At 41.1% G+C, this 19,700-nt stretch carries 22 protein-coding genes; 4 read left to right on the top strand and 18 right to left on the bottom strand.

The genetic code is table 11. The annotated features are described in order from the left end of the window. The 8 genes from F3G98_RS10320 to F3G98_RS02375 all read right to left on the bottom strand — a co-directional run. Window positions 1-1,336, bottom strand: a 1,336-nt coding sequence (locus F3G98_RS10320) for a cache domain-containing protein (RefSeq protein WP_188116958.1), incomplete at its 3' end; no start/stop codon positions are given. A gap of 114 nt (window positions 1,337-1,450) precedes the next feature. Continuing rightward, window positions 1,451-2,020, bottom strand: a complete 570-nt coding sequence (locus tag F3G98_RS02405) for a ComF family protein (protein WP_103597447.1) — start codon at window positions 2,018-2,020, stop codon at window positions 1,451-1,453. After that, the gene (locus F3G98_RS02400; protein ID WP_103580763.1) at window positions 2,020-2,577 is read right to left on the bottom strand and encodes a YajG family lipoprotein; all 558 of its coding nucleotides are present in this window, start codon (window positions 2,575-2,577) and stop codon (window positions 2,020-2,022) included. Before F3G98_RS02400 ends, F3G98_RS02405 begins: the two co-directional genes overlap by 1 nt. Window positions 2,578-2,587: 10 nt before the next feature. After that, window positions 2,588-3,310, bottom strand: a complete 723-nt coding sequence (locus F3G98_RS02395) for a hypothetical protein (protein ID WP_103607903.1) — start codon at window positions 3,308-3,310, stop codon at window positions 2,588-2,590. After that, on the bottom strand, window positions 3,304-3,534 hold the full coding sequence (locus F3G98_RS02390; protein ID WP_103566346.1) for a 2-hydroxymuconate tautomerase family protein: 231 nt from the start codon (window positions 3,532-3,534) through the stop codon (window positions 3,304-3,306). Before F3G98_RS02390 ends, F3G98_RS02395 begins: the two co-directional genes overlap by 7 nt. Window positions 3,535-3,706: 172 nt before the next feature. Beyond that, window positions 3,707-5,497 carry a translation elongation factor 4 gene (gene lepA, locus F3G98_RS02385; RefSeq protein ID WP_103607904.1) on the bottom strand — a complete coding sequence of 597 codons (1,791 nt, stop codon included), beginning with the start codon at window positions 5,495-5,497 and terminating at the stop codon, window positions 3,707-3,709. 102 nt (window positions 5,498-5,599) lie between these two features. Beyond that, the gene (locus tag F3G98_RS02380; protein WP_223231293.1) at window positions 5,600-5,977 is read right to left on the bottom strand and encodes a transporter; all 378 of its coding nucleotides are present in this window, start codon (window positions 5,975-5,977) and stop codon (window positions 5,600-5,602) included. Between the two features lie 36 nt (window positions 5,978-6,013). After that, the gene (locus F3G98_RS02375) at window positions 6,014-6,937 is read right to left on the bottom strand and encodes a cation diffusion facilitator family transporter (protein ID WP_223231292.1); all 924 of its coding nucleotides are present in this window, start codon (window positions 6,935-6,937) and stop codon (window positions 6,014-6,016) included. 180 nt (window positions 6,938-7,117) lie between these two features. On the opposite strand from F3G98_RS02375, the gene F3G98_RS02370 reads away from it, so the two are divergent. From F3G98_RS02370 to F3G98_RS02355, 4 genes are all read left to right on the top strand, one after another. Further along, a complete protein-coding gene (locus tag F3G98_RS02370; protein ID WP_103607906.1) occupies window positions 7,118-7,492 on the top strand; it encodes a cupin domain-containing protein in 375 nt (124 codons plus the stop codon). 30 nt (window positions 7,493-7,522) lie between these two features. Further along, window positions 7,523-7,777 (top strand): NAD(P)H-binding protein, encoded by a 255-nt coding sequence (locus F3G98_RS10725; RefSeq protein WP_141090125.1) that lies wholly within the window; start codon window positions 7,523-7,525, stop codon window positions 7,775-7,777. After that, window positions 7,726-8,157: an NAD(P)-dependent oxidoreductase gene (locus F3G98_RS02360; RefSeq protein WP_223231291.1), complete on the top strand. Its 432-nt coding sequence runs from the start codon at window positions 7,726-7,728 to the stop codon at window positions 8,155-8,157. Before F3G98_RS10725 ends, F3G98_RS02360 begins: the two co-directional genes overlap by 52 nt. A 100-nt stretch (window positions 8,158-8,257) precedes the next feature. Continuing rightward, window positions 8,258-8,671 carry an Rrf2 family transcriptional regulator gene (locus F3G98_RS02355; protein WP_103607907.1) on the top strand — a complete coding sequence of 138 codons (414 nt, stop codon included), beginning with the start codon at window positions 8,258-8,260 and terminating at the stop codon, window positions 8,669-8,671. Between the two features lie 49 nt (window positions 8,672-8,720). Here F3G98_RS02355 and F3G98_RS02350 read toward each other — a convergent pair whose 3' ends face one another. The 10 genes from F3G98_RS02350 to fliK all read right to left on the bottom strand — a co-directional run bounded on the left by F3G98_RS02350 (window position 8,721) and on the right by fliK (window position 19,698). Next, window positions 8,721-9,746 carry an aspartate-semialdehyde dehydrogenase gene (locus tag F3G98_RS02350; RefSeq protein ID WP_148823807.1) on the bottom strand — a complete coding sequence of 342 codons (1,026 nt, stop codon included), beginning with the start codon at window positions 9,744-9,746 and terminating at the stop codon, window positions 8,721-8,723. 70 nt (window positions 9,747-9,816) lie between these two features. Continuing rightward, window positions 9,817-10,971, bottom strand: coding sequence for a sigma-54-dependent transcriptional regulator (locus F3G98_RS02345; protein WP_103616957.1), 1,155 nt, complete (start codon window positions 10,969-10,971; stop codon window positions 9,817-9,819). 12 nt (window positions 10,972-10,983) lie between these two features. Further along, window positions 10,984-11,376: a hypothetical protein gene (locus tag F3G98_RS02340; RefSeq protein ID WP_087578732.1), complete on the bottom strand. Its 393-nt coding sequence runs from the start codon at window positions 11,374-11,376 to the stop codon at window positions 10,984-10,986. Next, window positions 11,352-11,852, bottom strand: coding sequence for an LPP20 family lipoprotein (locus tag F3G98_RS02335; protein ID WP_107964898.1), 501 nt, complete (start codon window positions 11,850-11,852; stop codon window positions 11,352-11,354). Before F3G98_RS02335 ends, F3G98_RS02340 begins: the two co-directional genes overlap by 25 nt. Before the next feature lie 44 nt (window positions 11,853-11,896). Next, window positions 11,897-14,518: a DNA gyrase subunit A gene (gene gyrA / locus F3G98_RS02330; protein WP_103580735.1), complete on the bottom strand. Its 2,622-nt coding sequence runs from the start codon at window positions 14,516-14,518 to the stop codon at window positions 11,897-11,899. 88 nt (window positions 14,519-14,606) lie between these two features. Further along, window positions 14,607-15,431, bottom strand: a complete 825-nt coding sequence (locus F3G98_RS02325) for a CheR family methyltransferase (RefSeq protein ID WP_021087654.1) — start codon at window positions 15,429-15,431, stop codon at window positions 14,607-14,609. Beyond that, window positions 15,421-15,987, bottom strand: coding sequence for a CheB methylesterase domain-containing protein (locus tag F3G98_RS02320; protein ID WP_021090049.1), 567 nt, complete (start codon window positions 15,985-15,987; stop codon window positions 15,421-15,423). The genes F3G98_RS02325 and F3G98_RS02320 overlap by 11 nt, the downstream gene beginning before the upstream one ends. A gap of 34 nt (window positions 15,988-16,021) precedes the next feature. Continuing rightward, window positions 16,022-17,722, bottom strand: coding sequence for a methyl-accepting chemotaxis protein (locus tag F3G98_RS02315; RefSeq protein WP_021090036.1), 1,701 nt, complete (start codon window positions 17,720-17,722; stop codon window positions 16,022-16,024). 66 nt (window positions 17,723-17,788) lie between these two features. Then, on the bottom strand, window positions 17,789-18,055 hold the full coding sequence (locus tag F3G98_RS02310; RefSeq protein WP_223227339.1) for a FlhB-like flagellar biosynthesis protein: 267 nt from the start codon (window positions 18,053-18,055) through the stop codon (window positions 17,789-17,791). Continuing rightward, window positions 18,052-19,698, bottom strand: a complete 1,647-nt coding sequence (fliK, locus tag F3G98_RS02305; RefSeq protein WP_103607912.1) for a flagellar hook-length control protein FliK — start codon at window positions 19,696-19,698, stop codon at window positions 18,052-18,054. Before fliK ends, F3G98_RS02310 begins: the two co-directional genes overlap by 4 nt. Between the last annotated feature and the right edge of the window lie 2 nt (window positions 19,699-19,700).

Below are 19,700 nucleotides of genomic sequence, written 5' to 3'. Positions count from 1 at the left end.
CATCAAGTCTTTTTGTGAAGTCTTGGTTTTTATATGTGTTTAGTAGATCAAGTACATCTTTACCATTACTTGATATTGCTTCTTTAAGAGCTACTTGAAGATCTTTAAATGTATTTTTTAGTTGATTTAGAGCTGGGTTATTAGTATCAGCTTCTAGGCTTGCTTCATAGTTACCATCTTTTATCTCATTTACAAAGGTGTTGGCTTTTTGGATGAAGGTATTCTCTTTTTCTTTAGCTGTTTGGATCTTTTGGATATTTTCATTTATAAGAGAAGACATAACACCAAATTCATCTTTAGAAACGATATTTGACTTAACTGGCTCTTTGATCTCGTAGTTTAGAAATTTAAAGAACGAAATAAGCGAATCAGATATCTTTGAGAGTGGCTTAAGCGATCTGCTAACGATAAATATAAGAAGCGCTACGATGACTACTATAAATATAACTGAAGAGATGACTTGTGAGACAAGTGTTTTGCTAAGGCTTCCGTCATAATCGCTCCAAGAGTTTGCAGAGCACACAAGCCAGTTTGCTTGATCGTAAAGCTCGCAAGCAAGAAGCCTCTCTGTGCCTCTAAGATTGTAAGTAAATGTTTTATCTCCATTTTTCTTATACTCGTTTGAGTAGTCGTCAATGATCTTCATAGCTTCGCTAGCATCAGATAAAACAAGATCCTTATGAACAAAATGAATTATCTTTTTATGCTCTAGATCAAATAAAGCTATCGCGCTACTTGGAGTTGGTTTTATCTTATTAAGCTCATTGTCAAGCTTATCTATGCCCATATCCACGCCAAAGACACCAACAACCTTGCCATCAACAACTATCTTTTTAGCGATAGTTAAATTTAAGCCACCAGCTGAGCTTGTATATGGAGCTGAAAAGATAATGCCCTCTTTTGCAATAGCGTCCTTGTACCAGCCTTTAACCCTCGCATCATAGTTTTTTCTCTGATCAAAAACCATAAATTTACGCTCTTTACCATCAAGCACAGCGTTATAAACAGCACCATCAGCTGCATAACCAAAGTAAAACTCAGAAAAATCAGTAACCTGCGCTGCGTTCATCAGCACTTTTTCTAAAGCCTCTTTGTCATCCAAAATTTGTGGATGTGCCTCGATGTAACTAGCAAAATTTTGAACGGCTGCAAGCTTATCTTCAAAAAATGCATTCATATAAAACTGCAAAACTTTTGAAGATGAAGTCTTAGACTCCTTTGCTAGATCGTAAATCCTCTCCTTGGTATTTGTGTAATTCACCGTTGAAAACACGCCAAGCGAGACAACTAAAAGCACAACAATAATGAGTGCAATCTTGTTTGCTGCTTTTTTCATAAACAAAATCCTTTTGTGTAAATTTTTATCTTTATATCGGCAAAATTTTTTTATGGTTAATAGCTATTTACAATTATTTAGGTATGAAATTTCAAGTCAAATTTCACATAAATTTTAGTTTCTAGCATCTGCTAAAACAAGCGCAAAAAGCACATCAACGCCTGCTTTTTGAAGCGTATCTCTAGCTTCTAGTATCGTTGTGCCAGTGGTTACGATGTCATCGACCAAGATAACTGGCGCAGTGATCTTTTTTAAAATTTTAAAATTTCTTGGATTGTTTTGTCTAAATTTAAGATCCTTGCCGCTATAACTGACACTGCTTGTCGCATGCAGGGCGTGAAAAATGGGTTTAAGATTTTTAGCACGAAGTTCATTTGCCAAAATAGCCGTGTGCGAGTAGCCATGATGCACTCTATCATCTATCGGCAGGGCATAAATTTGCTCTGGGAAGCTAAAGCTTTTAGCAAATTTCTTAAATGCAAATTTGGCTAAATTTTTATAGATAAAAAGTCCGTGCATTTGGTGCTTTGAATGGATGAGCTCTTTGATCTCAGAGTAGCCATAGAAGCTATAAATTTTAAAGCCCTCTAGCTCTCTTACTACAGGGCTTGGTTCGCTTAAAATTTGCGAGCAGGTTTTACAAAATGTCTTTAGCGTAAAGCTCTTGCAAAATGCACAAAACATCAGCTGTTTAAGATAGCGATAGCAGAGCGTTTAACGGCGTCATTTATGATGTCTGTTAAGAATGGCTTAAACGCTCCGCCAGTGCGAACTAGCTCAAATTTGGTTTGGTTGTTTGAGATATTTTTAATGATACTTTGATCGCCTTTTTGGATTTTAAGAGTGATCTTTATCTTACCTCTTGTGTTGTCGCTGCCATATCCGCTCATATTTGCTTCAAATTCGTTTATGAAAACTTCAACCACGACGCCACCCATGCCATTTACATTTGCGCCACGTGCCGCAAGCTCTCTTTTAAGGGAGTCGCTAAAGTAAGTCGCAAGATCGTTTTGAAGCACGACATACTCTTTTACAGTACCTCTGCCATCGGTTATAGTTGCAATAGTGCTTTTGTTTTTGCGACTATCATGCACCGCGCTTATATAGACTTCAAGGCCGTTAGCTTGCTGACTTGCAGCAGTTTTGTAAGGATCAAAGGCAACTACTGTCTGAGTAGGCGCACAACCGCTCAAAAATAGGACAAAAAGTCCAAAGATAGCTAGAAATTTAAATTTACTCATATTTTTCCTTTCAAAGTTTAGTGATCTCATCAGCCACTTTTATGGCAGCTTGCTTGACTAAAAGCGCGATAAAGAAGTCAAACTGACCGCTTCTTGACGCCTCAAGCTCCTCCACGTGGTGTCTAGTCGAGATAGGAATTCGTTTTTTGAAATTTATATCTGAAAGCACAAGTTCGCCGTATAGATGTCCGTTTAAAATTTCTGAGCTTCTTGAGTAAGTGCCTCTAAGCTCGTCAAATCTAAAATCAAGCCTATATGTATAAGGCGATGTTTGCGTATCCACGACCACGATGCCACGCGAATTTAGCTCACGTTTTAAAAACATATAAAAGAGCACTTCAAGGCGTGGGTTTGAGTTAAAGACTACACCGCTACCATCTTCTCTTGTGTAATAAATCGACCTTGCGCTACTTCTAGCATCCACGATCCTATGAAAATATACCTTTTTTAGCCCAACATTTATGTCGATCATATTTTTTTCTAAGCAGCAATTTATCGCCACGTCACTTCTATACTTGACGCCATTTATAAAGACGCCATCGCCCCTGCCCTTGCAAGCGCTGCAGTCAGCTGGGATCCTCATAACCTCTTCAAAATAGGTCTTATCTTGGCTGCTTATGCTCGCACTTTGCACGCCATCTATGCCCTCGCACGATAGACAAAGGCTAGCTTTTGCCACGCAGCCAGTTAGAAAGATGGCTGCAAAAACTGCTAATAATGTCGCTCTTAGCATTTCACTTCCTTTTGCTCTTTTTGTTTTTTGCGGAGATTTTTCACGCTCTCGCCTGCGATGCCGTAGTTGTTCGTATCGATCTCATCGATAATGACAACAGTATTTTGAGCGCTTCTACCTAAAATTTCGCTTATTAGCTTTGTAACTCCGCTTATCATCTTCTCTTTTTGCTCCACACTTGGGCTATCATTCTCTTTTGTCACGCAAATTTTCACAAACGGCATAGCACTCCTTTTTGTAAATTTAGCATTTAAACCTATAAAAACAGCATAAGACAAGTCATAATGTCGTGAGATGATTTTGGATGTTGCGCATAAATTTTCGATCAAGATAGGACAAATAGTCCATCGAAGAGAGAAAATTTAAAGCTCATTCAAAGGCGCTCACGACACGCCGCTAGTCTATTTTTAAGACAGAGAGAAATGCCTCCTGCGGCAAATTCACCTTACCTATCGCCTTCATCCTCTTCTTACCCTCTTTTTGCTTTTCAAGCAACTTTCTTTTACGAGTGATGTCACCGCCGTAGCACTTGGCTGTGACGTTTTTACCCATTGATTTTACGGTTTCGCGAGCGATGATCTTGTTGCCAATGCTAGCTTGTATCGCCACCTCAAAGAGCTGACGCGGCACGATCTCTTTCATCGCCTTTACAAAGTCCCTGCCCTTAGTCTGCGCCTTGCTCTCAGGCACGATGATAGAGAGTGCATCGACCGTCTCGCCGGCCACTTTGACATCAAGCTTTACTAGATCGCCCACGCGGTAGTCGCTAGGCTCGTAGTCAAAGCTCGCGTAGCCTTTGGTGCTTGACTTTAGCTTGTCGTAAAAGTCCATCACGATCTCATTCATCGGTATGTCATACTCGAGTAAAACGCGGTCAGTCGTGATGTAGTCCATCTTTGTTTGTATGCCACGGCGGTTGTTTAAAAGCGTGATGATGTTACCCAAAAACTCGCTTGGCGTGATGATAGTCGCTTTCACGTATGGCTCAAGGATTGAGTCTATTTTATTGACTGGTGGTAGCTGACTTGGGTTTTGGATTTTTAAATTTAGCCCATCAGTTTGGATGACTTCATAAGTCACAGTCGGTGCTGTGGCGATGAGATCTAGGTCAAACTCACGCTCCAACCTCTCTTTGACGACCTCCATGTGCAGTAGTCCCAAAAAACCAACCCTAAAACCAAATCCAAGTGCGACCGAGGTCTCTGGCTCATAGCTAATGGAGCTGTCGTTTAGCTTTAGCTTATCCAGCGCATCACGCAGATCTTCAAATTTATCAGTTTCAATAGGATAAAGTCCCGCAAAAACAAACGGCTTAGCCCTTTCAAAGCCGCCAACTGGCTCTTTTAGGGGATTTCTTGACTGTGTTATCGTATCTCCAACTTGCACGTCGCTAACGTTTTTAAGCCCCAAAACAACGATACCAACCTCGCCAGCACTAAGCGTTTTAGTCTTGATCGGTGCGATCGGATTTGGATACATGAGGTCTAGCACGATGTGTTTTTTACCCGTGCCCATGACCAAAATTTCGTCATTTTTTGAAATTTCACCATCATAAACGCGCACAAGAGCAAGCGCGCCAAGGTAGTTGTCAAACCAACTATCGTAAATGAGTGCCTTTGTAGGCTTGCTAGCATCGCCATTTGGCGCAGGGATCCTCGTGATGATCGCTTCAAGCAGCTCTTTTATGCCAACGCCTGTTTTTGCGCTCACTTCGATAGCTCCTGAGCAGTCAAGTCCGATGATGTGCTCGATCTCGTCTTTTACCTTAGCAGGATCAGCCGCTGGCAGATCGATCTTGTTGATGACTGGGATGATCTCTAGGTTGTTTTCAAGTGCGATATAAACGTTTGCGATGGTTTGCGCCTCCACGCCCTGAGAAGCATCCACGACAAGTAGCGCGCCCTCGCAACTAGCCAAAGAGCGGCTCACCTCGTAGCTAAAATCAACGTGTCCTGGGGTGTCTATCAAATTTAGAACAAAATTTTGCCCATTTAGTGCGTAGTTTAGACGGACAGATTGGGCTTTGATCGTGATGCCACGCTCTTTTTCGATATCCATCGTGTCCATGATCTGCGAGCTCATCTCACGGTCGCTAACGGCGCCACACTCCTGAATGAGGCGATCAGCAAGCGTGCTTTTGCCGTGGTCGATGTGAGCTATGATGCTAAAGTTTCTAATGTTTTTCATGAAATCCCTAGTTAAATTTTAGGCGATTTTATAAAAAAAATCGTTAAAGTTGAGTAAAAATGAGTTTGCTAGGCTAGCAAGGCTTAAATTTAAAGCTCAAATTTAGCTCTTAAACTTTTGCATAAAGCGCAGAGCACAACGCAAAGCGAATATAAAAAAATAGGCGCAAGCCACAAGTGGCAAAAAGCCTAAAAATGCCGAGGCATAAACTAAAACTCTAAGCCCATAAGTCGCAGTTGCAAGCGCTGGCACGTGATAAGTCCAAAGCTCTGGTTGTTCAAACGGAGCATCTATGGCATTAAAATATAGAGCAAAATTTAACGCCAGCAACAAAACAAATATATAGCCCTTTTTCATACAAAATAGAGCGCAAATCAAGGCTACTACAAAATTTACTGCGATAAGAGGAGCCATATCCATAAAAATACCAAGCAAACCGATAGCCACGACCATCAGGTAGTTATTTTTTATAAGAAACATTAAATTTGACTTTTTTAGCTAAATTTCACTCAAATTTTAGTGATGATGCCCAAAATGTTCGTCCTTATGCGCGCTTTTTAGCTCGCAGATGAGATCGTCTTTATGTCCAAGGCTCTCGCTCTCAAACTGAAGCGTGACGTGACCGATACCTGCGTGAGAAAGCTCGTGCTCGATGCGCCTTATCATCTTTGAAATTTCAGCCACGCTTAGCGCGTCATCTACCACCACGTGGGCTATGAGTGCGTTTGTGCCAGCATTTATCGCCCAGATATGCAGGTCATGCACGATTTTAACGCCATCTACACCCTTTATAACGCCTAAAATTTCATCCGTATCAAGCTTAAGCGGCACCGCTTCGATCAGGATATTAAAGCTATCTTTTAGCAAGCTAGCGCCACTTTTTATGATGAGTAGCGAGACAAAGATACTTGCGATGCTATCGGCCTGCGTGAAGTTAAATTTCATCACAAGAAGTGCCGCGACGATGGCACCAACTGAGCCAAGCGTGTCGCCAAGCACGTGCAAATAAGCACCTTTCATGTTTAAATTTTCTTTTGTATCAGCGCTTTTATGCATATAAATAGCCACGACTAAATTTATAATAAGCCCCAAAATGCTAACAAATAGCATCGTTTCAGCTTTGATCTCTGGCTCATTAAAAAGCCTGATGATCGCTTCGACTACGACAAAAACAGCAAGTGCGATAAGAGCGATGGCATTTATAAAAGCGGCGATGATCTCGACCCTTTTGTAGCCAAAGGTCTTTTGTAAATTTGCCCTTTTTTCTGAAATTTTAAACGCCATGAGCGATAAAAATAGCGCGGCAGCGTCTGAGAGCATGTGAAATGCGTCGCTAATAAGCGCAAGCGAGTTTGAAACGAAGCCAAAAACGGCCTCAACTATCATAAACGTGAAAATTAGAAAAAACGAATTTCTAAGAACGCTCTTGTTGTGCATCATTGTCCTTCTTTTGGGGTATGGCCTCTTTTTATTATCATAAATTTTTCATAAATTTTAGCCTAAATATACAAATTTTGATAAATTTTTGTTGTAACTCTTGACATTACAACAAAAAATCACTATACTTCGCTCATCGGTTGTAAATAAAAAGATTACAACACAAAAAACAAGGAGAACAAAATGAAAAATTATCAGGTTGCAAAGATCACAAACGAGCCAAGGGTCGAGCTAAAAGAGGCTTTAAATTTAACTGGCTGTGAAGTATCTATAAACGAGCTTCCAGCAAACGTGAGCGTGCCATTTGTCCATGCGCACAAGCAAAACGAGGAGCTTTACATCATCCTAGAAGGTGACGGCGAGCTCTTCATCGACGGCGAAGTGATAAAAGTAAGCAAAGGCGACGCGGTGCGCATAGATCCAGAGGGTAAGAGGTGCTTTAGGGCTGGCAAAAACGGCATCAAAATGATCTGTATCCAAACAAAACGCGGTAGCCTAGAGCAATACACCATGACTGACGGCGTGATAGTTGATGACGTAAAGCCAAGCTGGCTGTAAATTTAAAGAGAAAATTTAAAAGGAGAAACAATAAAAATAGCAATCATAGGTGCAAACGGCAAAAGCGGTGCAAATTTAGTAAATGAGGCGATAAAACAAGGACATGACGTCACAACGATCGTTAGAAACAAAGAGTATAAAAACGAAAGCGTAAAGGTCGTTTACAAAGATATTTTCGAGCTTTCAAAGGCCGATCTAGCAGGCTTTGACGCGTTTATCAGCGCATTTGCAGCATGGAGCGAAGAGACTTTCCGCTTCATAAAAAAGTGGCCGCTCACCTTGTAAATTTACTAGAAGGCACTAGCACAAGACTCATCGTAGTTGGCGGCGCTGGCACGTTATTTGTTGATAGCAAAGGCACTATGCTCATGGACACCTCAGACTTCCCAGCAGCATATATGGGCGTGGCAAAGGCTACGGCAGAGTCTTATTTTGTGCTAAAAGGTAGCACAAATGTACTTTGGACGTATGTAAGTCCAGCAGGCGACTACGACGCAAACGGCGCTCGCACGGGCAAATACGTGCTTGGCGGGGACAATCTCATACTAAACTCAAAAAATGAGAGCTACATAAGCTACGCAGACCTTGCGCTTGCGATCATTGACGAGCTAAAAAACAAGAAATTTATCCAAAAGCGCTTCACTGCGGTCGGCGAGAGAGCGTGAATTTATAAATTTGACAGCCAGCAAAGGCTCGTAAGTCAAATTTAGCTGGCTGTCTTTGACAGAAAATTTAAGTATAATCACGAAAAATTTAAGGACGATCATGCAAGTTGGCATTAAATTTTCAACCGCGATACACGCGCTTTTGTGTGCTAAATTTTTTGAAAATGAGAAGGTTACAAGCGAATTTATAGCTGGTAGCATAAATACAAACCCAGTTATCGTTAGGCGCCTACTTGGCACTCTAAAGGCCGCAGGGCTAGTAAATGTCGCAGCTGGAGTTGGTGGGGTGAGCCTTACAAAAGAGCCAAAAGATATAAATTTACTTGAAATTTTTAACGCAGTAAATGATAAAGAAAAACTTTTTAAAATTCACTCTGATTCACCAAAGGCCTGCCCGCTTGGTGGCAGGATAGAGGAGCTTTTGTCTGGGCACTTTTTAAGAGCACAAACTGCCCTAGAAAACGAGCTAAAAAACGTTACTTTGCAAGATTTATTAGACGAGCTTGCAAGATAAATTTAGACTAGAAGCTTAATCCTTTCTAGCCTAAAAATAAATTTACAAACTACTCCTGCATCATGGTCCATTTTTGTGCGATCCTGACGGCATTTGTCGCAGCACCCACACGGATCTGATCGGCACTACACCAAAGGTGAAGCACATTTGCTCTAAAGTTATCAACCCTGATCCTGCCAACGTAAGTCTCGTTTGTATCGCTTGAGATAGTAGGCATCGGATACTCTTTTTTAGCTGGATTATCGACTACGACGACGCTTGGAGCTTTGCTTAAAACCTCTCTTGCCGCATCTGCACTCACGTCTTTATCAAAGTGGATAGTGATCGCTTCAGAGTGGCTTCTAAGCACTGGCACACGCACACATGTCGCGCTCACTTCGATATCTTTGTGAAGAATTTTTTGCGTCTCATTGACCATTTTCATCTCTTCTTTTGTATAGTCATTATCCAAAAAGACGTCGATGTGTGGGATCACGTTTAGCGCTAGGCGGTGTGCAAAGACCTTTGGCTCGCACTCATCAAGCTTAAATTCAAAAAACTTTTGCATCTGAACAACAAGCTCCTCCATGCCCTCTTTGCCAGCGCCACTTGCTGCTTGATAGGTAGAAACATCGACCCTGTTGATGCCAAAAGCATCATTTAGTGGTTTTAAAATTTGAACCATTTGGATGGTTGAGCAGTTTGGATTAGCGATGATGCCGCGGTTTTTCCACATAGCAATGTCACTTGGGTTACACTCAGGCACGACTAGCGGGATATCTTTATCCATCCTAAAATGGCTGGTGTTATCGATAACTACTGCGCCGCTATCAGCTGCAAATTTGGCAAATTTCTCTGAAACTGAGCCACCTGCACTAAAAAATGCGATATCGATCTCGTGCTCGCTAAAAACTTTCTCGGTTAGCTCTTTTACTTTGTAGTGTTTGCCCTTAAATTCGATCTCCATGCCAACGCTCTTTGCACTTGCAAGTGGCAAAAGCTCACCAACTGGGAAATCAACCTCCTCCATAACTCTAAAAAGCTCTTCGCCGACCGCTCCAGTAGCACCAACGACCGCTACGTTAAATTTTCTCATCTGCTCTCCTTGGTTTCTTTTAATTTTCTTAATTTGCATAATTTTACTAGCCAAAAACTTAAATTTTTACCTATTTTTTACTTCTTGCTTGCAAAAATAGATCTTTTGGCAAAATTTCATCACCCTCGCTTAGTATCGCTGCACGCTGCACGACTGAGATGAGCTCCCTTATGTTGCCTGGATAGTCATAGCCTAAAAGCTCCTCTTTGGCTGCTTTTGAGAAATTTTTAGCCTCAAAGCCATACTCTTTGCAGCATTTGTCTAAAGCATCCTGCGCGATAGGTAAAATTTCATCCTTTCGCTCGCGAAGTGGCGGGATGAAAAGCGGGATCGTGTTTAGGCGGTAGAAAAGGTCCTCTCTAAACCTGCCCTCTTTCATAGCAAGCTCTAAATTTGCATTTGTAGCGCAGATGATGCGAACGTCTATCTTTTCACTCTTTGTAGCGCCAAGTCTTGTTATCTCGCGCTCCTGCAAGGCGCGAAGCAACTTTGGCTGTAAATTTATAGGCATCTCGCCGATCTCATCTAAAAATAGCGTTCCGCCATTTGCCAGCTCAAAATACCCTTTTTTGGTAGCCGCAGCGTCGGTAAATGCGCCTTTTTCAAAGCCAAAAAGCTCACTTTCTATCAAATTTTCAGGTATCGCAGCCATATTTAGAGCGATAAATGCTGCATCTTTTCTTGGTGAGTTTGCGTGGATAAATTTGGCAAAGACCTCCTTGCCAACGCCGCTTTCGCCACTAAGTATGACTGAGGCATCGGTTCTTGCGGCTTTTAGAGCGATATTTAGCGTGGCTTCAAGCGCCTTTGAGCTGGCTAAAAAGCCGTTATTTTCGCTTTTGCTTTCAATTTTTTTTATGCTTTTTGGAGTTTTTTGTTTTAGCACCTCTACCCTTTTTATCGCCTCATAAAGAGTTGAGACGTCAAATGGCTTGGTTAAAAAGTCCTTCACGCCAAGCCTAACGCTCTCGATCGCCTTGTTAAGTGTGGCGTTTCCAGTCATTATGATGACGTCAAATTTGCCGTTTAGCTCTTTAATGAACTCAAGTCCGTCCATTTTTGGCATGTTTATATCGGTGATTATTAGATCAGTGTCCTCGCCTAGCTTTTTTAGAGCCTCAACTGCACTCTTGTAGCTTTTGATGTTTAGCTCGTCGTACTCGCCAAGTGCGATCTCAAGCGACTTTCGCATATTGATGTCATCTTCTACTATGACGATATTCATTTGATCTCTTTTTTATTGAAGTGTGCCGATGATAGCGGATTTTGGCTTAAATTCCACCATAAATCTAACTGGTAAAATTTTCAAATTTGAAGCATTTGTGACCTGCGCATTTTTGACATTTAGCTCATTTTTTATCATCACTTTTTTTAAGGCAAAGCAGTCAAAAATTTCATCTTTGTGTAAATTTAAAAAGCCAAGAGTTGTGGTGTTTTCATCTTTAAAAGCGTCTATCTGACAAAGAAATTTTGGTTTTGGATTTGGCGAGAGAGTCATCGCCTTTGAAAATGAAATTTCTTCAAAGGCAACTATTTGATTTTTCGTATCGACCTTCGCCCAGAAGATAAACTCCTCCAGGCAAAAGGCGAAATTTAAAAGTATCGTTAGTAAGAAAAGACTTCTCGCCACTTATCTTCGTCTATCTTAAGCTCCATATTTACCTTATAAAGCCCATCTTTGAAATTTTCATTCACGATCCTTGCGTTTTTGACAAGACCTTGAACCTTTGAAGTGATAGATGAGTCATTTAGCATCGCGTCTCTTACGGTGTCTTCAGCGTTGATCTTTACGCCATAAAGCTTGCCTGCAAGCTGAGAATAAGCATCAGCCATCGCTGCTCTTTTTGCAAGAGTGACTGACTGAGCGTATGAGAGCGAATTTAGCGGAGCTATGCCCTCGCCTGTGGCTCTAAAAGTGGTCTCTCTTGGAGCACTATCATATATCATCTTCTCTTTTTTCATCACCTCTCTAAGATCATCTTTATCGACCTTTTGGATGACTACGTTGCGGTTTGATGTGCTAGTTGGCTCGCCCATAAAGCCATTAAATGAGCAACCGCTAAAAATAGCGATCATCAAAGCAAAAGATAAAATTTTAACCTTCATAAACAACCTTTTTTATGCTTTTATTTAAAATTTAACAGCAAATTTTATTCCAAAAGCCCCATATCTTCGCTTGGTGCTTCATCCTCATCTTCGCCATCATCTGCCTTAGGGCATCTTGCGATACTTACAACATCATCGCCATCGACATTTACGACGATCACGCCGCTTGTGTTACGTCCTGCTTTGCGGATGCTTTGCATATCAACTCTTATCATCTTGCCGCTTGATGTTAGAGCCATAAGATCTTGCTCTTCATCAACCATCACAACGCCTACTAGATCGCCTGTTCTGCTTGTTAGCTTCATGCAGATGACGCCTTTGCCGCCGCGGTTTGTCAAGCGGTACTCATCAGCGGTTGTGCGCTTGCCGATACCTTTTTGAGATATGCTTAAAATTTCTTGGTCATTGCTTTCGATGACTGCTGCGCCTACGACCTCATCGCCTGGCTCTTTAAATTTGATACCAGTTACGCCGCGTGCAGTTCTTCCCATTTGGCGAACTTTGCTGATCTTAAATTTAAGGCACATACCTTTTTTAGTAACGACAAATAGCATTGTCTCATCGCCTGAGTTTGCGTCTTCTTCGGCATTTACATTATCTTCGTCGATCTCGTTTTGAAGCTCTTCAACTTCAAGTACCTCTGTCTCAACGCTTAGCTCATTTTCAGGGTCAGTCACTGGCATATCATCGTATGTTTGAGCGATGAGCGCAGTTACTAGCTCGTCGTTCTCATCGAGGCTTATCGCTCTTACGCCAACTGAGCGGATGTTTTTAAATTCGCTTAAATTTGTGCGTTTTACGATGCCGTTTTTAGTGAAGAATGCTAGAGATTTACTCTCGTCAAAGTCAGTCGTTGGGATGATCGCTTTGATCTTCTCATCAGGCTGCAACTGGATCAAATTTACAACCGCCTTGCCCTTTGCTGTGCGGCTTCCCTCTGGGATCTTATATACTTTTAGCCAGTAGAGCTGTCCGCGGTCAGTCACAAACATAAGCGTATCGTGGGTATTTGAAGTAAAGAAGCTCTCTATAAAGTCATCATCGTATGTCGTGACCGCTACTTTGCCCTTACCGCCGCGTTTTTGCTTCTCGTACTGCTTACTTGGCACACGCTTGATGTAGCCGCGGTGAGTTATGGTTACGACCATATTTTCATTTGGTATGAGGTCTTCGATGTCGATATCATCGTAGTCATCAACGATCTCAGTCACTCTTGGTACTTTAAATTTATTTTTGATCTCAAGAAGCTCTTCTTTGATCAAATTTTCAAGCAATGTCTCGCTCTTTAAAATTTCATCAAGTCTTGCGATCTCAGCCATAAGCTCGGCTAGCTCGGCCTCTAGTTTTTCTCTCTCTAGGCCTGTAAGCTTGCTTAGACGCATATCAAGGATAGCGTTTGCTTGAAGTTCCGAGAGGTTAAATTTACTCATCAAGCCTTCTCTAGCAACCGCCGTATCAGCACTATTTCTAATAAGCTCGATCACCTCGTCGATGTTATCAAGTGCGATCTTTAGACCCTCTAAGATGTGGGCTCTTGCGCGCGCTTTTTCAAGCTCAAATATCGTTCTTCTAATGATGACGGTTTTTCTGTGATTTAAAAATAGCTTAAGTAGCTCGATAAGGTTAAATACCTTTGGCTCTTTGTTATTAATAGCAAGCATAATAACGCCAAAAGTACTCTCCATCGTGGTTGATTTAAAGAGATTATTTAGCACGATGTCGCTCATCGCGTCGCGTTTTAGCTCGATGACTACGCGGATGCCGTCCTTGTCAGACTCATCTCTAACCTCGCTGATGCCATCTATCTGCTTATCTTTTACAAGCTCAGCGATCTGCTCGATAAGCCTTGCTTTGTTTGTTTGATAAGGTAGCTCATCGATTACTATGACGTCTTTGTTTGGCTTTTTTTCTATGTGAGTTTTAGCTCTTAGTTTGACCCTGCCACGACCTGTGCGGTAGGCCTCTATGATGCCTTTTTTACCAAAGATGATACCGCCAGTTGGGAAGTCTGGACCTTTTATAAATTCCATCACCTCTTCAAGTGTCGCCTCTTTGTTTTCAAGAAGTAGCAAAAGACCGTCTATTAGCTCATCAAGGCTGTGTGGCGGGATATTTGTCGCCATACCGACAGCAATACCGCTTGAGCCGTTTAATAATAAATTTGGCACACGGCTAGGCAAAACATCTGGCTCGACCTCTCTATCATCGTAGTTTGGTACAAAATCAACCGTGTCTTTGTCGATATCTTTTAAAAGCTCTTCAGTAAGCATGGTCATTCTAGCTTCGGTATAACGCATCGCAGCTGCGCTGTCACCATCAATCGAGCCAAAGTTTCCTTGTCCATCAACGACTGGATAACGCATAGAAAATTTCTGAGCCATACGAACAAGTGCGTCATAAACCGCTGTGTCGCCGTGTGGGTGGTACTTACCGATGACTTCACCGACGATACGAGCTGACTTCATATAGGCACTTCTGCTGCCAACGCCGAGATTATCCATAGCGTATAAAATTCTTCTATGAACTGGCTTTAGTCCGTCTCTAGCGTCAGGCAAAGCACGTCCGACGATGACGCTCATAGAGTAGTCAAGATAGCTATTTTTTATAGAATCTTCGATATCAACTGAAGCGATATCTTGAGTTAATTCAAGTAGATTGTCTTTCATTTTTATCCTTAAATTTAGCTTGTGGGATTTTAGCCAAAAATTGATAAAAACTTGCTAAGGGCAAAGCGGGCTGGGTTAAATTTAACCCTTAAGCACGCTCGTAATATGTAGCTCCGTTTGAAAAACGCTTTGTGTAAAGTGGAGTGTAAGGCACAAGATCAGCGTGTCCTGCGTAGAGTCTGCCCTCTGGTTTAAGTAGCTTGTGCAACCTTTCTACGCACTTTAGCCTAAATGTATCGTCAAAATATATCATCATATTTCTTGAAAGGACGATGTCAAATTTACCAAGATTAAACATCGCATCGTCAAAAACGTTTAAAATTTTAAACTCACACCTTGGCAAAATTTCTTTTTTGATGAAAAATTTGTCATCTTTTTTTGTAAAAAATCTCTCTTTTTGAAACTCGCTTAGTCTGTGCAAGCTCCTCTCGCCGTAGCATCCGACGCTACAAGCTTGTATGGCTTCTGAGTTTATGTCGATGCCAGTTAGCTGGATATCACTTTGTTTAAGGCCAAATTCATAAGCAAGCATAGCAAGAGAATAGACCTCATCGCCAGTTGAGCAAGGCGCACATAAAATTCTAGCCTCCCCAAGCTCTTTTGCGTAGTAGATCACGTCTTTTAGCTGAGCTAGCTCTCTATAAAAATATGTCTCATTTACGGTGACTAAATTTAAAAGATCTTGCCTAAGTAGCGTGTCAAATCTTATCATTGAAACTAACTCTTTAAAGCTTTTTATCTGGCGATTTTTGGCAAATATACTAACTCTTTGCAGCGTGATGTCTCTCTTTGGCTCCAGATCGACCCCGCAAAGCGTCTTTATAGTGCTCATAAATTCGTTAAATCCATCCATGTCGCTTGGTGCTTTTGCCTCTAAAACTTCGCTTTGTTTATCCACTTTGTTAAAAAGCATTTAAAAACTCCTCAAGCTCTTTTCTTATCATCATTAAATTTAACGATTTTAAATTTTGATTTAGCTCCTTAGCACGCTTTGGCATGCCATAAACTATGGCGCTCTCTTCGTTTTCAGCTATGCATTTTGCGCCAGCTTTATAGAGCTTATCAAGCCCAGCTGCGCCATCATCGCCGATGCCAGTTAGCAAGATCGCAAGTAAATTTACATTTTTGGCGATCTGCGTGCCTGAGTTAAAAAGCACATCAACATTTGGCGTGTATATCGTTTTTATCTCGGGTTGTGGCTTTGCGCTAACTGGCAAAGTCGCTGAAATTTCAAAATTTTGATCACAGATATAGACGATATTTTCTTTTAAATTTGTCTTTTCGCTTAAAATTTCAACATTTATGTTGCACTCCCTGCCCATTTGCGTGACAAATGAGTTTATAAACATCTTGTTCATGTGCTGAGCGATGACGACCATCGCACCATTTAAATTTATATCTTTTAATAGTTTTTTTATATGACCTGGGCCTCCTGTTGAAGCCCCTATTAAGACCAGTTTTTGAGCCACTAATTGCCTTTAAATTTAAAATTTACTACACAAATCAAGTTCTAAATTCGCCAAGTTTTGCATTTAGCGTATCTGTCATCTTGTTTAGATGCTCAGCAGCTGAAGCTATCTCTTCTACGCTTCTTGTGCTTTGAGATGAAATTTGACTTATGCCCTCCATGCTTTTTACTATATCGTCAATATCCTTGCCGGTCTTTATATAGTCCTCGATAGTTTTATCAGATAGTCCTATGGCTGATCTCATGATATCGCTCATATCTCTTATGGTGTTTTGCGCGTTGTTTGCCACGCCTGTTAGCTCGCTTATTTGCTTAGAGTTGATGCTCATTTGCTCGCTGCTTTCATTTATCGCTTGAACGATGACGTTGATAGTTGCGTTTATCTCAGTTAAGCTCTTTTGAGTGCGCTCAGCTAGCTTTCTAACCTCATCGGCAACGACTGCAAAGCCACGTCCGTGTTCTCCTGCACGTGCTGCTTCGATGGCTGCATTAAGAGCTAGTAAATTTGTCTGATCTGCTATGTCGTTGATAACCACAAGGACTGATTTAACCTGCTCGGCATCTCGGCTAAGCTGCTCGATCTTGCCAGCCATTTGATTCTCAATATCAGATGTCTGAGCGATCTCTGAAGATAAATTTGAGATGGTATTTAGCGTCTCATCAACGTAGCTTAGCGCCTTTTGAAGGTCATCTTTGCCACCTTTTGCAACTTCTATTGACTCTTTCATATATGATTGTATCTCAGTGCAATCCTTCCCAGCGTCCTCAACTATCTTGCTTGAGTTTTCTACCCCGCGACCAGTTTGGACTGAGGTTGAGCTAAGCTCATTTGCGATGGAGCTGTTTTCATTTGAGATATCTTTTGCCTCGGCGATTAAAACCCTTACTTTTTCTATAAATTTATTTATAGCCTCGCTGGCTTTTGCTATCTCATCTTTGCCAACGACTTCTAGTTTTCTTGTTAGATCGCCATCGCCACTTGAGAGGTTTGTAGCTCGCAAGATTAGCTCATTTAGCGGTTTTGTGATAGAAAATTTAGAGTAGAGCATGGCAACTATTAGTGAGATGATTAAAACTACGACGGCTATGACGATGAAATTTGTAGTGTTTGCATTGGCATCATTTTGCATGGTAGCTGAAATTTTATCTATCTCTTTATACATACCCTCAAGATCAACAACAGACATCAAAAGCACATCCTCATGAAATAAATTTAGCTTTTGTCCACGTGCTATCTTTCTTATAGTATTGCCATCCTTTGACTTCGCAACAAAATTTACAAAGTCTCCATTACTATTTTGCTTAGCCTTTTCGATAAGCTCTTTTACATATTTATAGCCATTTGCGTCAGTTGCATCAAGCCTATTTTGTCCATTAAATTCAGGCAAGCCAGGGTTTGCAATAACAACTCCATCTATTGTTGAGAGACTAAAGTAGCCAAGCTTGCCATCGCCAAATCTAGCTTTTGAGAGGTAGTCGATGATATCTTCTTTTTGATCTTCAATGGTCTCGTTTGCGTCGTCATAGACCTCTTGAATTTTTAGCAAAATGCTTGAGACGATATCCATCTCTTCACTTAAAGCTGCCCTTTTGTCGGCTAAGACCGTTTCAGTCAGCTGTTTGGTAGAAAATTCTATCGCTTTGTTTTGCTCGTAAATGTTTAGAAAGACTAAGATGGCTCCAAGCACCAGTAGGGACGAGACGATCATCATCGTCACTTTTGATGAAATTTTCATAATACCTCCTTTTTAATGTTTAAATTTCCTTAATTTTGAGATTATAGCACTATTAAAGTGCAATATTTACTTTTTATTTGTGATCTTATATAAAAAGCTAAATATCTCAGCTACCGCCTTATATAAATTTGGCGGTATCTCTTGATCGACCTCGACCTTGCTTAAAATTTCAATGAGATCAGGATCCTCTTTGATCGGTATATCATGCTCTTTTGCAAGGCTTATTATCTTATTTGCTATCTCGCCAGCGCCGCTTGCAAGCACCTTTGGAGCGTTATCTTGCGATCTGTTGTAGCCAAGGGCGACGGCTTTTTTCTTATTTACTTGCATCAAATTTTCTTATCAAAGCCCACATCAAGGCCGCCAAAATTTTTAAATCTATCGTTTAGCTTCACCTTTGGCAAGGTTTTGATGTTAAAATTTGAAACGATTAGTCCAAGCTTTGAGATCGCTTGCTTTAGCTCGCTTGAATTTCCTAAAATGAGCTCTTTAAACTCATTTGTCTGCGTTGCCACCGATAGATCGATATAGCGTTTATCCACAAGCCCCACCATCACATTTATCTGCCCAAATTTCTTAAAATTTAGATCGATCTGGGCATAAAATTTATCCTTTTTGCCCTGTTTAAACGCGACATTTCCGCCCTCCACGCCGTCCCAGATATAAGGCATATAAGTTTGTATGCCTCCTTGCAAGCTTGAGACCATCTGGTGCATCTCGATTTGCGAGATCATTTTGTTTGCAGCATTGACGGTTTGGGCGTTTTGGCTCTTTTCGCTTATGTTTAAAAGCGTGCTTTTTACATCTTGATTTAACACCTTTGAAATTTCACTCTGACTCTTTGTCGTGATGTTATTTATATCATTAGTGGCTAGTTTTAGCTGCTTTAAAAGTGCCTTACTTTCAGCTAGATCGCTTTTAGCCGCACTTGCTTCTGGATCTGCTAGGCTTAGGCTATGAGCTAGGCGTCTTGCCGCACTTTGGAGCTTATCTTGCAAGCTGCTCTCTTTTGAGACGTCGCTAAGCTCATTAAATGCCTTTACAAGTCCAGCCTCATCACCTATATTATTTAGCATTTTTAGATCGTTTTTTAGGTTTTCAAGGATAGCTTTTAGCTCTTTGTGATTTTGTGTAAAGCCAAAGTTTTGATTTAGCTTTTCGCTAGCTAAATTTCCTACCTTCTCGCTTAAATTTGAGATGAAATTCTCCATCTTACTGGTCTGATTTTTAACCGCGTCTGCGTTTTGCTCTTTTGAGAAGTTTTTATCTAGAAATTTAGCCACATTATCAAGCTTATCCACATCTTTTAAAAGCGTTTTTACGCTCGAGTTATCAAGGATGTTTTTAGCATCACCGCTCGCTTTTTCAAGCATAGAAGTAAGCTTCATAAATGAGTTTTGATTATCCAAGCTCTCATCATTTAGGGTTAAAATTTGACTAAGTAAATTTTGATTTGAGAGATTTTTTATATCGCTTAGTAGCTTTTGTATAGAGCTTGGCAGCTTCTCTGGGGTAAGTGCATCTTTTAAATTTGCTTCAAGCATGACGCCTGAGTTTTTGATCTGATCATTTAGCGAGCCAGCTTTAAGGTCAGCGATTGGCTTTAGAAATTCTTTTAGTTTTAGAGCAAGGCTCTTTATCTCAGGGCTTTCATTTTGCGCAGCTTCTGCCTCTAGGCTTTTTGCAAGGTCTGAGAGCTCGCTAGCTAAATTTGGAGCGATCTTGGTGTCTTTTGCCTGAGATAAAATTTGCTCTGCTTTACTAAGGCTTGAAGCGCTTTTTAGATCATCAAGCACCCTAGCAACTAGCTTACCAACGTTATCAAGAGCGTTTGAGACGGTTTGCTCACTTGGCGTTCCAGCTGGCTGATTTTTAAAAAGCGAGCCCTCATTTTTGCGAACAGGCGCGTTTTGGGCAGCGTTTTGCCCGGTTTGAACCGAGGTGTTTGATATGTTTAGAGAATTTGCTACGTCCATTT

Origin of the sequence: Campylobacter concisus, assembly GCF_902460895.1 — a bacterium.
Taxonomy (GTDB): Bacteria; Campylobacterota; Campylobacteria; order Campylobacterales; family Campylobacteraceae; genus Campylobacter_A; species Campylobacter_A concisus_BC.
The sequence above is the reverse complement of the archived record's forward strand: the minus strand, read 5'-3'. Positions and strand labels throughout refer to the sequence as shown.

Coding starts and splice junctions, on each gene's coding strand:
- F3G98_RS02400 (WP_103580763.1), bottom strand. CDS start 2,577: ATGAGTAAATTTAAATTTCTAGCTATCTTTGGACTTTTTGTCCTATTT.
- F3G98_RS02345 (WP_103616957.1), bottom strand. CDS start 10,971: ATGAATATCGTCATAGTAGAAGATGACATCAATATGCGAAAGTCGCTT.
- F3G98_RS02390 (WP_103566346.1), bottom strand. CDS start 3,534: ATGCCGTTTGTGAAAATTTGCGTGACAAAAGAGAATGATAGCCCAAGT.
- F3G98_RS02395 (WP_103607903.1), bottom strand. CDS start 3,310: ATGCTAAGAGCGACATTATTAGCAGTTTTTGCAGCCATCTTTCTAACT.
- F3G98_RS02350 (WP_148823807.1), bottom strand. CDS start 9,746: ATGAGAAAATTTAACGTAGCGGTCGTTGGTGCTACTGGAGCGGTCGGC.
- F3G98_RS02370 (WP_103607906.1), top strand. CDS start 7,118: ATGAAAAATTATCAGGTTGCAAAGATCACAAACGAGCCAAGGGTCGAG.
- lepA (WP_103607904.1), bottom strand. CDS start 5,497: ATGAAAAACATTAGAAACTTTAGCATCATAGCTCACATCGACCACGGC.
- F3G98_RS02405 (WP_103597447.1), bottom strand. CDS start 2,020: ATGTTTTGTGCATTTTGCAAGAGCTTTACGCTAAAGACATTTTGTAAA.
- F3G98_RS02335 (WP_107964898.1), bottom strand. CDS start 11,852: ATGAAGGTTAAAATTTTATCTTTTGCTTTGATGATCGCTATTTTTAGC.
- F3G98_RS02380 (WP_223231293.1), bottom strand. CDS start 5,977: ATGTTTCTTATAAAAAATAACTACCTGATGGTCGTGGCTATCGGTTTG.
- F3G98_RS02325 (WP_021087654.1), bottom strand. CDS start 15,431: ATGCTTTTTAACAAAGTGGATAAACAAAGCGAAGTTTTAGAGGCAAAA.
- F3G98_RS02375 (WP_223231292.1), bottom strand. CDS start 6,937: ATGATGCACAACAAGAGCGTTCTTAGAAATTCGTTTTTTCTAATTTTC.
- F3G98_RS02360 (WP_223231291.1), top strand. CDS start 7,726: ATGGAGCGAAGAGACTTTCCGCTTCATAAAAAAGTGGCCGCTCACCTT.
- fliK (WP_103607912.1), bottom strand. CDS start 19,698: ATGGACGTAGCAAATTCTCTAAACATATCAAACACCTCGGTTCAAACC.
- gyrA (WP_103580735.1), bottom strand. CDS start 14,518: ATGAAAGACAATCTACTTGAATTAACTCAAGATATCGCTTCAGTTGAT.
- F3G98_RS02355 (WP_103607907.1), top strand. CDS start 8,258: ATGCAAGTTGGCATTAAATTTTCAACCGCGATACACGCGCTTTTGTGT.
- F3G98_RS02315 (WP_021090036.1), bottom strand. CDS start 17,722: ATGAAAATTTCATCAAAAGTGACGATGATGATCGTCTCGTCCCTACTG.